This window comes from Candidatus Uabimicrobium amorphum, assembly GCF_009002475.1.
GTDB classification, from domain to species: Bacteria; Planctomycetota; Uabimicrobiia; order Uabimicrobiales; family Uabimicrobiaceae; genus Uabimicrobium; species Uabimicrobium amorphum.
Map to the genome: position 1 here is coordinate 1,552,293 of NZ_AP019860.1, position 13,650 is coordinate 1,565,942.

Here is a 13,650-nt window from a genome sequence, read left to right on the forward strand (position 1 = left end):
GATAGGTTTTTGCATAATGTCACAAAAAAGAACGACTTGTGCTAGCTAAAATTGTAATACGATCCCGAACCCGATCCCGTTCCCGATCCCAAAAATTGAGGAGAGTTTATGTCTAGGGAAACGACGATTGTAATTACTCTAGTAGTGTATAAAATAATTTTAGTTGCCATCGGTATATTGACAAGTCGCAAAACAAATGACACCGATGACTTTTATTTGGGTGGACGGACCTTAGGTCCTGTCGTTTCTGCGATTAGCGCCTCGGCAAGTTCTTCATCTGCCTGGACTTTACTTGGTGTGAGTGGAGCTGCTTATGCCTGGGGAATCTCGGCGATATGGTTATTCCCCGCTTGTGTGGGAGGTTTTATTCTCAATTGGTATGTTGTGGCTCCGCGATTGCAAACTCTAAGTCATGAAACAAATTCCTTAACTCTTACGGAGGTGATTGCACGAGATACTCCGCCGAAGTATTCGATCGCGGTAGTGGCATCCATTATTATTGCTTTTTCCTTGTTGTTTTACATATCGTCGCAGTTTCAGGCAGCAGGAAAAACATTTTCTGCCACATTTGACATCTCTTACGACAAAAGCGTTGTGATTGGTGGAGCGATTATTATATTTTACACGCTCATGGGGGGATTTTGGGCTGTGAGTATTACTGACACTCTTCAAGGTCTACTTATGGCCGCCGCCGCTATTATTTTACCTATTGCGGCACTTGTAGAGGTTGGTGGATTTTCCACTTTAGTGCAACAGCTTCCCCAAGTGGACATCGATGGCTATATGAGTTTGACACGCAATATGCTACCTTCCGCGGCTGTTGGATTCGTATTGGGCCTTCTGGGGATAGGGCTTGGTTATCCGGGACAACCTCATGTCGTAAATCGTTTTATGGCACTCAAGGATCAAAAAGCCCTCATCCATGCGCGGAGAATTGCAATTCTATGGGCCGTTTGCGTGTATAGTGGAATGATATTGTTAGGATTGTGTGGAAGGGTGTTATTTGATACAATACCCGATAAGGAAAAAATATTTTTTGTGGCCACCAATAATTTATTTTCCCCGGTAATTGCTGGAGTTATGACTGCCTGCATTTTATCGGCAATTATGTCGACAGCAGACAGTCAACTCCTCGTTGCTGCCTCATCTCTTACACATGACTTACGCTTGCATCGCGAAAAAACAAGCGTGAAACAATCCCTAACCCAAGCACGTGTGGTTGTATTTTTGCTTAGCATTGCCGCTATTTTTCTTGCGATCTTTGGCACAAAAGAAATTTTTGATCGCGTCTTATTTGCATGGACAGCTATGGGAGCAGCGTTTGGCCCTATTTTAATTGTGCGGTTATTGTGCGGACCAATTACTCCTCGTGCGACGCTTATTGCCATGTTACTGGGTTTTACATTAAGTGTTGTAGGATACAGTATTCCCGCAACAAAAGGAACATACATCGATAGAATTTTACCTTTTGTCTTGGCAACAGTTATTGCATACCGTGGTACAAAAAAATAGTTATTCGTTTTCGATAATTTCGTTGATGTCAATGTGTAAATCGTTGGCATCAGCACATGCTTTTACCGCATGTAAACGATACTTTTTGATGGATGCAATTGTCATAGGAATAACAAATGATGCCTTCTCTCCGGGAGAGAGACTAGCGATTTTCTTGTCCTGATACATTGGGACAGGCTTACCAAACACCGACTCATAATGCGCGACCAACTTTAGATCCGATATTGATTTACGCAAATGATTGTGGAAAATGATTTCCACTTTTTTGCTATCAAGATACTTCTTTGCACGAAAACCTTTGCATTTTTGTATTTTGTAGTAGCGAACATAAGAAACTTGCTTCAATGCTTCGGTGCTGCTATGCCCTATGGAATAACCGGTTTCGTCATCAACCCAGTCAGACCTTATTTGCTGCATGCTCTCTTGCTCCCCGTAGTTTTCGGGGCACTCCCCTATCACTTCCAAAACTTTATTTAAATCTTTTTCTAAATACCCGTGGACCATCACCACTCTGTTTTCGAGGTCAGAAAGATCGCGTTTTTTTGTGGAGTGAATATATAAATCTCCCACGTAGTAATCGGCTCCCTTATACAGCATGTCGTCTTCGAGAACGTATTCACTTGGTTTTTTCATGGTAAGAGGTTTGGTTTTGACTAATTTGCCAATAACGATAATGCGATGGCGCTGTGGTTTGGGTTTTTCTTTTACTTCCACTTGTTGTTCGTCATTTTCCTCGCGATTCGCTCCCTTGTTTTTTTCGTCTGACTTGTTGTTGTCTACTTGTTCGTCTTTTTTCTCGCGATCTTCACCCTTATTGTTTTCATGCGCTTCTAAATTTTTGTTATTTTTTTCTTCGTCAACATCGTCGCCTTTCTCGACACTGTTTGCATCGATTTTTTTTGCAACGTCTTCTTTTGGATTTTGTTGTGGTTGTTCTTGGCTGTAAATTGTAATATTCAAAGTTAGTAGAATTAAAATAAATAATCTCATATTCACTCCCAACACTTTAGCGTAATAATTGTAGAGAAAAAGATAATACAGTAGATTCTTATATCTCTGTGTTTTGTTTACCGAACAGTCTATCACTATTTTGAGTTGCGAAATAATTTTTTTCCAGAAATTTATCACAGAAAAAAAATTTATAAAGGAAACTACTATGAAGCAGTTATTCTTAATATTGGGTGTTGTCATATCTTTAAATGCCGATGTATCAACACAACAAAGACAAATACTACAACCGCACTTAGGTATTATAGAAAATGCCATTCCTATTTTAGAAAAAGAACTAGGCGCAAGCAAAGAAAAATATCAGGAACTTTTACTTAATAAACGCGCAATAACCAAAAAGTTAAATGCCGAAAGTTCCATCATCCAACAAGGGGTACTAAAAACCAAGTTGCTTTACTACGAAAAACAGCTCGCGTCCACAAAACAAAAAATCGCTGAAAAACAGAATGACTTAGCAACATATTATGGCGTTTTATCCGCTTTTGCGAAGTCAGTTTCGTCGCCAAAAATTTCATTCGCACAAACTAGAATTTCCCACTTAGAAAAACGTTTATCACAAATGATGGCCAAACAAAAAAAAATACAGACGCGCCAAGAAGATGCACAGCAAAAAAAAACATTAATTCCGGCAAAACGAACAAAGGCAAGCGCTACCTTAAAAGAGCTTCAGGCGAAATTAAAAGTATTAGAATACAAAAAAAGCTGGAGTAACTTAGGAGAACGCACCAAGGTAATCAGTCAAATTTCTTACCAAAAAGGTATTTTGGCAAAGTGTACCGCGGAAGAGTTGGTATTCGAAAAGATCATTGAAGATTGTATTAAAGAGCAGCAGTCTCTGTTAATTGGTAGAACAGAACTAGACGTTGCTCTTGAAGAACTTCGGAAATAAATGAGGAGAGTAAATGGATATTTTTAAACAAAAGAAAGCTGTGTTATTTTGCGGGGCAGGCATTAGTTTAGAACCCCCCGCCGGTCTTCCCGATTGGCATATGCTTCGCGACTACACTCTATCTTCTATCGCCAATACCGATAGTTTTTTACAAAATTACACACACGATCTAACACAGATCGACATGATTGGTGAAAACGACAAGAAAGGTCTGACACCAGAATATGTTGCCTCCATTATTCTAAAATATTGTGAGGGATATTTTGAAAGCTTTCAGGCTTTAGAGCAAGGGGAGCCAAACATAAATCACCTTTATTTAGCCAAACTCGCAGAAAAAGGCTATTTAAAATACATCGTCACCACCAATTTTGACGTTTTTATCGAAACAGCGTTGCAAAAAAGCAGCATACCGCACAAAGTGTATTCCAGTGACGAACATTTTGCCAACTTTGATTCTAAAGATACAACAAATGTACACCTGCTAAAACTTCATGGCTGCATTCGAACACCACAGACAATTACCGCCACGGTAGAACAAGAAAGTCAGGGGCTGTCCAGTGTAAAAAAGCGTGTTCTACAACAACTTCTTCGTGAATACTATTTTGCTTTTTGGGGATATAGCGGCGCCGATTTAAAAATCAATCTCGATTATTTGGCAATGGAAAGTTCTGTCAAAGATGCCCAAGGCTTTGTGTGGAATTTTTTGCAAAAAGACGACCACAAAGAAACGATAAACCCTCATGTACAGAAACTCGTAAAGCTCTATGACAAAAAAGGTCAAATCACTCACGGAAAATTTCCCCAAGTATTTACGGAGATTCTAGGCGAGCAGTTGCCGCATCACACTTACAGTGAGGAACAGCAACATAGACTGATCGAACATAAAAATGAACAACTGCATGTCGCTTTAGATCAGTGGGCCCAAAAACATGTTGATATTCCGAGTGCCTTTAGCATCATCGGTCGTTTGTTACGCCACAGTGGGCAAATTGAAAAAGCCTTTGCTTGTTATCTCAAAATGACAGAAATTATCGATGAAAAAGACAATTATGCGTTTGTTGCCAATGCTTACAATGAAATGGGCTACCTACAAAAAGTACGAAGCTATTATGACGAGGCACTTGATTTTTTTTGCAAAGCGCAACAAATTGCCGCAAAAAATAAAGATTTGCGTTTAGAAGCAGAGTATCTAAACAGCATAGGCGGAATCTATCGCGTACGGCGCAATTACACACAAGCATTGGGTTATTACCAAAAAGCGGTGGACATCGCTCAATCGATCTCTGACCAAAAGGGACTCGCTTTTTATTTAAATAAACTAGGTGGCTTATACAAAAGCATGGGAAGAAGATCACAAGCACTGGATTATTTGAAACAAGCAAAAGAACTATGTGTCACCATAGGTGACGAACAAGGTTTGGCCATTAACTTAGACAATATCGGAAAGATTTACCGTGACGAAAAAGATTACGACACAGCACTGGAATATTTTTTAGAGGCCGAACGCATCACACGTCTTTTGGGAGATAAACAAGGAATTGCTGTACGTCTAAGTAGCCTGGGAGGGATTTATAAACGCAATTCACAAACACGTCACAAAGCTTTGGATTGTTATTTACAAGCGATGGAAATTGCGCAAGACCTGGGAGATCGGCGAGGTAGCCTTCTTCACAGTCAGAATGCCGCCAGTGTTTATTTGCGATTAAAACAATATAACAAAGCCGTTGAGCATTACAAACTGGCGGTAGAAATTGCCGAAGACCTGAAGGATACCAAAAACACCGCGCAACTGAACCGAGCGTTAGGCAATATTTTCCATTTTGATTTACAGCGTAATTCTGCGGCACGTGACTGCTACACGAAGAGCCTAGAAAGCTATCAAACGTTGGGGTGGCAACGCGAAATCAATGAAATTCGACGCTTTCTACGGAAACTTACATAGACCTTACGCGCGTTATTGCGCAGAGTAAAAATATCTGCTATTATGGTAGAAACGGTAAACGCTTTTGAATTTTATGGGAGAAGCGATGCATCATAGAAACTCTCTAGTGCTAAATTGTATCCAAGCATCAGGATATCTTAATGTGCAGCAACTGGAAACGGTAAAAAATTGCCGTGGAGATTTATTGAACAACTTGGCGCAATCTCAGCTTATCAATACACAACAAAAAAATTACTTGCATTTCCTTGTTGCATACTACGCCTTACTGCAGGGGTCTAGTCGTTATGGTTACTTAAACGAAATGCAGGTGAAAAATTTAATGCACAACAAGCTGAAAAATAGTGATGGCTCGACAACATCGTTGACTTATGCCGATAAACAGTTTATTCATCGCGATGCGGCGCAAAAAATTGCCACAGATTTGTACAAAAACAAAGTACTGGTCAATGAGGAATATAAACTCATCCAGAGTTGGATTAGTGGACTAGAGGGCACACTTAACAAAAAAGCTTTTCCACAAATAGCAAGCTACCAAATAGAGGAACTTGTAGGAAGTGGAGGGATGGGACGCGTATATCGCGCACGACACCCTATTCTACAAAAAGATGTTGCCATTAAGGTTCTCCTAAATTTACAAAACGCTCCACAAACCATCAAGCAACGCTTTTTTAGTGAAGCGCAGACAATGGCGCAACTAAAACATCCCAATATAGTACAAATCCATGATGTAGGTGTGCACAACGGTATTTCTTTTATTGCGATGGACTATATCGACGGAATGCCCCTAAAAGACATTCTAAAAGAAAAAAAAATGTCTTCGCGAAAATGTTGTGACATGATGTTGCAAATTCTCACCGCTGTCAACTATGCGCACCAACGTGGGATTATTCATCGCGATTTAAAACCAAGTAATCTTCTGTTAAAGGAAAATCACATATTTTTGATGGACTTTGGTTTGGCCAAAGACGTAAAAAAAGACGAGGATCTTACAAATAGTGGACAAATCTTAGGGACGCCAAAATATATGTCCCCAGAACAGGCGGAAGGCAAAAGCAAGAGTATCGACTTACGTAGTGATATATATGCACTAGGTGTCATTTTTTATGAAATGCTTACCGGTGTTTGCCCCATTAATGGTTCCTCACAGTCAAAAATAATTTACAACATTTTACATGGCGAAGTCAAACCGATGCGCACTTATAACAAAAACTTGTCGAGTAAATTAGAAGCCATATGCTTGAAGGCTATGGCACGCGATGCAGATAAACGCTACCAAACTGCACGAGAAATGCATAGTGACATACAAAATTTCCTGCATGGCAAAGCACTTTCCGTATCAAGTAGTCGAATTTCGCAACACATGAACCGCAACCAAAAAAAATACACGCGGATCATGGCAATGGCATGTGCTTTTGTTGTGTGTTTATCTATAGGCATTTTTATTGGACGGGGAAATAAACAACCTAAGACGAAACAACCTCTGATGGTAACTTCGCAACAAAAACCACCACAGCGCATTGATCCTCCTTTGAAAAAAACAACAGAAAAAGAATTGTCACGACAAGTTGATGAGTCTTCACACAACACAGCACAAAAGAAATCTCCGCAGCAGAATACACAAGAATATGTCCCGGTGTCAACGTTACGCAACTACAAATACATCGCCAACAAATGGAAAAAATGGGTTACGCGTAAATATAAAGCTCAATTTTACATCAAACCTGTATGGAAATATCAGGTATTGTCCGATGATGATATTTTTCGCATCTTGTACAGCACCGGAACCAATAGTTATGCAGTTTTTGCTTTTTCACGAGTTCGTCACGAAAATATATCTCACGTCATTCAAACCGCCGAAAAAGTGATTCTCAGCTCCAATGTAAGCGCTAAACTTGTACGAAAAAAACAGCAAGATACGCAAATTAACGAACTAAAGGGGAAAATGACGTATTATCAACTACACAGCGCGGGAAAAAAATTCTATTTGCAAATGTTCACCGCAATTCATGATGGAATTGCGTACGTATGTACAGCGCGTCGTCCTCAGGACACACATCGCAAAAATGCAGGTGTCCTTCATGCAATGTACTCGTTGTCTATCATTGGTGAGGAATATACCACGGTCGAAAACAAAGATTTACACATTCGCTATAAAGTCAAAACCAAGTGGCCGGTACGAGAAAAAAAATTTAACAATGGAGGCATGAAATTTTACGGTTACTTAGGAGGCTTCTATTTCACGGTGCAGTCCTTCAAAATAGAAAGCAAAGACCTCGATTATTGCCGCCGAAAAATGGAACGGCAGAGTATCATGAAGTTCTACCGCTTTCGTGTAAATGACAAAAAACCATATCGTATCGGAGGCTTAAACGGTATTCTCGTAAGTTATAATCTGCGCAATAAACGAAGCAACATACGTTTTGAATCACAACGTTTCTATACTATCAAAAATGGCAATGCCTATGGTATATTCGCTGTATATCGTGCAAACAATGAAAACCACAAAGCAGAACTGATAGAGGCGATGAATTCTTTAGAATATATTTCGGAATAATGGAAAGATTGTGTTATGACAAACCACATAGAAGCACTACGTGAAATTATCGAAACGCGCCGTTCGGTACGACGCTTCACCGATGAAGAAATCCCACGCGAAGTTATCGAAGAATGCCTGCGATTGGCAATTTTAGCTCCAAATTCTAGTAACTTGCAACCATGGGAATTTTACGTTGTTTCCTCAGAGAATGAACGAAAACAACTTGCGGCAGCGTGCTTCCAACAACGTGCGGCCAAAACTGCCGCAGTATTAATCGCGGTGGTGGGTCGCAGCAAATCATGGAAAGAGAACGCACAAAAATTACTCAATGAATGGCCAGGTGATATTCCCCCCGCCGTGGAATCCTATTACACCAAGACCGTAAAATTACTTTATACACAAGGTCCTTTAGGCATTTTAGGATTCGCACGCAAGATAATGATGACTGTTGTAGGGTTATTCCGCCCGGTCCCACGCGGGCCTTTTTCTAAGCAAGGCATGCAGACATGGGCAGCGAAAACATGTGCCTTGGCTGCGGAAAATTTAATGCTAGCACTAAAAGCTCATGGTTACGATTCCTGCCCCATGGAAGGCTTCGACGAAAAACGTGTGCGCAAAATCCTCGGTTACCCAAGCGATGCTTTTACGGTGATGATGATCGGTGCCGGAAAAGGTGCCGCGGATGGAATTTATTACCCGCGCATGCGCTTTGATTCGAAGCATCATGTATTTGAGGTGTAATGTTGGGCACGGTTCTCTGGAACTACAAAACAAAATGGTTTTGCAATTTTGACCGTAAGATCTTACGTTGTTCTCTGGAACTACAAAACAAAATGGTTTTGCAATTTTGATCGTAAGTAACAATTGTACAACACTTTGCACGACCAAATTGTACAATTTCAACAGCAAGTTGAAGTAGTTTGATTTTAATAAAACAACGGCTTGCTGTTGGGCACGGTCATCCCTCAGAAGCAGGGATCCAGCGTTTATAAGTCATCTTTATATTGCTGGTTTCCCGCTTACGCGGGAATGACATCGATTTGTAAATCTTTTATTGACTGAAATGTACTTTTTAGTCAATGATTGTTTCCTATCGCAAACGTTGAAAAAACGTCATCACTACGGTCGTTAACATGGTCGTGTCTTGCGGATTTCCCAAGTCAACATTGACTTCGCGATGTGTTTTATCAATCAAATAAACCTCACAATTGGAGAGCAACTTTGCAAACCCATAGTTTTGTTGCTCGCGCATCTCTTGTCCTTTTTGCGTCACTAAAAGCATAGGACCATCTTCGCGATCCGCGTATTCCGAAGGAGAGGCTTTTCGCCACGTATCGTACTTTTTATTTTCCTCTTCCGTACCGAAAGCGTTAAAGAACATTCCTCCGGCGGTTGATGTACGCTTTGCAACGTCATATGCTGCGGTGTCAAGTGCACACGTACCGCGAATAATCTCTGTAGAAATGTCGTAGCGCTTGAGATAAGATTCATCTGTTGCGACCAGTGCAACAAGATGTGCTCCTGCCGAGTGACCAATCAGAAAAAACTTTTCGTTGTCCCCCTTGTACTCCGCGATATTTTTATGTAACCACGCGATTGCTTCGCCTACATCATTTGGATGATCGGGAAACATAATCCTATTTTTATTTTTTAGTTCTAAGGGAAAAGGAGAAAGTCGATAGTTTATCGAAACAAAGATATACTGTTCATCGGTAAACAACGTTGCTTTGTGATGCACTCTTTTCTTATCACCAATGCACCACCCTCCGCCGTGAACATAAATCATCACTGGAAGAGGCTTTGATATTTGTTTGGGAACATAAATATCCAGTGTATTCATCTTTTCGGACTGCTTATCTAAATTGTAATTAATATCACTGTATTTTGTATAGTCCGCATATACAAAGCTACACAGCAGTAGTCCAAATACTAAAGTCCTCATAAAATGTCTCCCAAAGATAAATTTTCCAATACATAGTCACCGATAATTTTCATGATATCCTGCTCCGGCGGACGATTTCTTACACGACCATAGTTGAATATTGGTTCGTGGTCCTCCACCTCGTCGAGGTTAATATGTGCGACCCGATTACCATGACCGCGTAACTTTTTTATATACTGCCGGATAATATGCTTGCAGATAATTTTGTCGTCTATTTCACTTTTTCCCGTAGTGATAATAAAAAAATTACTGTCGTGAATTTTTCCTTTTTTGATCAACTTCTCTAAAGACAACGACACTTTACATACTTCTTTGTATAACTTGTCCGTAACCCCAGCGGTGACATATCGTTGATTAAGGTTGAGCTTCTCATAATAATTATCAACGTACTCACGATGTTCATCGGTCATATGCCCTGTATATAAGTCATTGTAATGCAATTGCTTACTAAAATTGGCATTTTTAATAATGCGCAGCACTTCACCTATGTAAAAGGGACTGTTGCGATTGAAAGAAGGTATGTAGCGTTTTGAAAAATTCACCAAACCTTTCCACTTACGGACTAAAGGAATATTTCCCAACCACAGACCTCCTGCCGCAGCATAGCCAGGAGAAATAAGCAAAGTGCGCTTGGGGAGTTGATCCCTGTAGTCTATGATGGCTCTAGTTGTTAACATACCACTAAGACTAATACCCGCCATCACCACTTCCACATGTAGGTACTCTTTTATCACCTCTTGTATGGTGATGGTTGCATGAGCTATTTGCTTGATCCACTCCTCAAAAGAGCCAATATGCCCTTTGGGGGTAGATATTTTTTGGGGCTGTGCGTCTGAGTTAGAGGCACCATGCCCTAATAGATCAACTGCCACCACATAAATTCCCTGTTCCACAATTTTTTTTATGTGGCACAGGTCACCACACCATGAACCAATTCCATGCCACAATACCATCACCTTTTTAATTTGAGTGTATTGTGGGGTAAATTCCATAAAAGAATAGTACCAACCATTATCAGCGAAAGCCGATTTTATTTGTATGCCAATATAACTGAGTGTTTGTCCATAATACCCTTGGCTAATATGGTCATATGCTTGTGGGGTTTGTGCTTGTAAGTAATCACTCTGTGTTTTTAAATATTCCAACGACGCTGTTGGATCATAACCATAATCGTAATCAATACTACTCGTACTCATGTAGTTGTTAAAATAAAAACGCACTTCGTCTTCACGTGTTTCCAAAGCGTGTTTCACTACATCAAAAGGCTTTTTTACGGTATCCCCAACTTGTTGCCCAGTTTTTTTGACAGTATTGCCAACTTGTTTTCCGGTTTTCTTGACGGAGTGACCTACCTGTTTCCCGGTTTTTTTTACCTGATTTTTTGTTTGCCGATATTTTGTACGCACATAACCACTCGCTTTTGTCACTCGTTCTTTTGTCACGTTCTTGATTTGCTGAGTGATTTTTTTGCGTTGTGGTTCTTGCTGATCAAAGGCAGGGCCAGGATAATCAAAGTTATTGTCGTTCATAATGCCCTCCCAAATATTTATGTGTATGTAAACAGTGTGAAAGAACGATTTTTTTTATTTACTAGGAAATCTTTTACTCTTATGGTGTTTTTAAAAAGCAGGAGGAATATATCTTTTCCCACGAAAAAGCACATTAACTTCATCTTTGCTTTTTAAACGCTTTACTACATGTCCCGCCCACTGCTGAAGGATAGGCACACTTTCACTGTCATGTGACCAAAATAAGAGAAGGTGTTCTTTGTGTGAATAGATAAAAACCCATCCTACTACCATTTTGAGGACTTTTTCTAAATGTTTGTCCAACAATTGCTTGTCACTAAATTCAAAAGCCATGTAACCAGCTTGATCGCTTTTTCCTTTGAGAGAAACATTATAAATGCGATGAATATTTTCTGGCTCTATTTTAAGTCTCGTGCAAAAATCCTTGAGAAATTTTTGGGGAATAAATCCAGGATTTTTTAAACCTTGTTTCTTGTCGTTCTCGGAAAATTTAACTAACGTATGTCCTTTCGGTATTTCATTTTTTTCTAAAGTAAAAGGATATATTTTGTTGTCAGTCTTTTGTTCATCCGCGTAGTTCAAAATGATGATGCAACAAAAAACGAATGTCAGTATCTTCATACTAATCCCTTTCGCTTTTTAATTTTTTTGATCTTGCAATGTAAGATTGGAGCTCTCCCTCTAAACTTGGTTCAAGTTTTAAAGCCCTGTTAAAATCACGAAGTGCGCGACGATATTTTGCGAGATAGAAAAAACAGATTCCTCGTGATCTAAAGGAATCAGCATGGCGATGATCCATCTTAATAGCTTTCGTAAAGTGACGTAATGCTTTTGAATAGTGTTTTAACTTCATGTATTGCGCACCTAATTTGTAATGTGCCGCAAACATTTTGTTGTGTGTTGTTTTTGGGCTTTGCTTTTTGACTTCTTCTTTTTCCTTCGTTTCTGGGCGCTTGTTTGTGCTTTTATCATCGCCATGATTACTTTTATTATGATTCTTTGGTGGTGTTTTGTCTTTTTTTGTATTACTTTTTTGTATTTTTTTCCGCAAAATTTTCGGCGTTTTTTTCTTCGGAGGCGTTTTATCAAATGACATTATCCAGAAAAAGCCGCACAAAATTAGACCTGCTAAAAGTAAGGGGATGATGATGACGTTTTTGTCAAATATTTTGTCGTCGTTTTTTCTACGAGCTATTTTACTTGGCGAATTCTGTATTTCGTCATCAAGAGATTCCAAATCTATTGGTTCTGGATTTGGCAACGACGCAGGAGTTGTACTTAACGGAGGTGAAGTTGCCACGACCTGATTTGGTTGTGCAAGAGGACAGTTTCGCAATATATTGTACATTTCGGCGGTGGAGCTAAGTCGCTTTTGCGGATCTTTATGTAGTGCTTGGTCCAAAAGTCTTGCCACATATGCAACATGAGGAGACCGATCCCCTAAGAATTCATGAAGTAATGGCAAACGCGCTTGCAAAATATTGCGAAAGACCCGTGCCTTACTTTGGTCGTGAAAAGGAGAATTCTCCATCCATGCAAACCACTGATACAACACCACACCCAAAGAAAAAACATCGGAATTATGCGCAATAGAACCTTCCACTTGTTCAGGACTCATATATTTCGGAGTTCCCACAACTTTTCCAGGTTGCGTAAGGCTTTGCATGCTTTCCATTTTGGCGATTCCTAAATCTAAAAGACGAGGAACAAGATTATTTCCCTCAAGCATGATATTAGAAGGTTTAATATCACGATGAATAATTTCTGCTTTATTTAGGGTAGCTACGGCACTACAAATTTGTGTTGCTATTTCTAATTTTTTATTGAAGTCTATGGTGAATAACTTCTTCTTTAATACGTCGCGAACTGTAACTCCTTGAATGTAATCCATTACAATAAAATAACTATTTTTCTGTTGTAAAAATTCAATACCACGTACAATATTGGGGTGATTGATGCGCGTTAAAAAATAAAATTCACGACGTATACGCTCCAGAATCTTTGGATTTAGGGAGTTGCATTCCTTTGCGGCAAAATAACAACCACTACGCAAGTTTCTTACAAGATAAACCTTACCCATGGCGCCCTGCCCCAGAGTAGACTCTACTTTGTATTTGCCGCTTAATATTTCCATTGGTTACCTCAGATTGTTATTTTCAAGAATCTACACAGAAATGCCATTTACAATATACTTTCTCCTAGGATACACAAAAACGCGGTCGTTGTCATTCGAATTTTGCCATGCTTTTACGTTAAATGCACTATTTATTTTTGAGTGAGTTTATGACATAA

Annotated in this window: 10 protein-coding genes; 5 read left to right on the top strand and 5 right to left on the bottom strand. The window is 39.6% G+C overall.

Annotated elements, in window-relative coordinates; genetic code table 11:
• The first annotated feature begins 108 nt into the window (after positions 1-108).
• Positions 109-1,512, top strand: a complete 1,404-nt coding sequence (locus tag UABAM_RS05420; RefSeq protein ID WP_151966983.1) for a sodium/proline symporter — start codon at positions 109-111, stop codon at positions 1,510-1,512.
• On the opposite strand, the gene UABAM_RS05425 is transcribed toward UABAM_RS05420, so the two are convergent.
• Entirely contained in the window at positions 1,513-2,502 is a 990-nt protein-coding gene (locus tag UABAM_RS05425; protein ID WP_151966984.1) for a hypothetical protein, read from the bottom strand.
• 166 nt (positions 2,503-2,668) lie between these two features.
• On the opposite strand from UABAM_RS05425, the gene UABAM_RS05430 reads away from it, so the two are divergent.
• From UABAM_RS05430 to UABAM_RS05445, 4 genes are all read left to right on the top strand, one after another.
• Positions 2,669-3,409 carry a hypothetical protein gene (locus tag UABAM_RS05430; RefSeq protein WP_151966985.1) on the top strand — a complete coding sequence of 247 codons (741 nt, stop codon included), beginning with the start codon at positions 2,669-2,671 and terminating at the stop codon, positions 3,407-3,409.
• Between the two features lie 13 nt (positions 3,410-3,422).
• Complete coding sequence (locus UABAM_RS05435; RefSeq protein ID WP_151966986.1) at positions 3,423-5,351, top strand: tetratricopeptide repeat protein; 1,929 nt, start codon at positions 3,423-3,425, stop codon at positions 5,349-5,351.
• A gap of 85 nt (positions 5,352-5,436) precedes the next feature.
• Positions 5,437-7,905: a serine/threonine-protein kinase gene (locus UABAM_RS05440; RefSeq protein WP_173013147.1), complete on the top strand. Its 2,469-nt coding sequence runs from the start codon at positions 5,437-5,439 to the stop codon at positions 7,903-7,905.
• Between the two features lie 15 nt (positions 7,906-7,920).
• Positions 7,921-8,628: a nitroreductase family protein gene (locus UABAM_RS05445; protein WP_151966988.1), complete on the top strand. Its 708-nt coding sequence runs from the start codon at positions 7,921-7,923 to the stop codon at positions 8,626-8,628.
• 349 nt (positions 8,629-8,977) lie between these two features.
• Here UABAM_RS05445 and UABAM_RS05450 read toward each other — a convergent pair whose 3' ends face one another.
• From UABAM_RS05450 to UABAM_RS05465, 4 genes are all read right to left on the bottom strand, one after another.
• Positions 8,978-9,829: an alpha/beta hydrolase gene (locus UABAM_RS05450; protein ID WP_151966989.1), complete on the bottom strand. Its 852-nt coding sequence runs from the start codon at positions 9,827-9,829 to the stop codon at positions 8,978-8,980.
• Positions 9,826-11,358: an alpha/beta fold hydrolase gene (locus tag UABAM_RS05455; protein ID WP_151966990.1), complete on the bottom strand. Its 1,533-nt coding sequence runs from the start codon at positions 11,356-11,358 to the stop codon at positions 9,826-9,828. The genes UABAM_RS05450 and UABAM_RS05455 overlap by 4 nt, the downstream gene beginning before the upstream one ends.
• A gap of 90 nt (positions 11,359-11,448) precedes the next feature.
• Positions 11,449-11,979: a hypothetical protein gene (locus tag UABAM_RS05460; RefSeq protein WP_151966991.1), complete on the bottom strand. Its 531-nt coding sequence runs from the start codon at positions 11,977-11,979 to the stop codon at positions 11,449-11,451.
• A 1-nt stretch (position 11,980) separates the two neighbouring features.
• Positions 11,981-13,492 carry a protein kinase domain-containing protein gene (locus UABAM_RS05465; protein ID WP_151966992.1) on the bottom strand — a complete coding sequence of 504 codons (1,512 nt, stop codon included), beginning with the start codon at positions 13,490-13,492 and terminating at the stop codon, positions 11,981-11,983.
• Positions 13,493-13,650 lie beyond the last annotated feature (158 nt).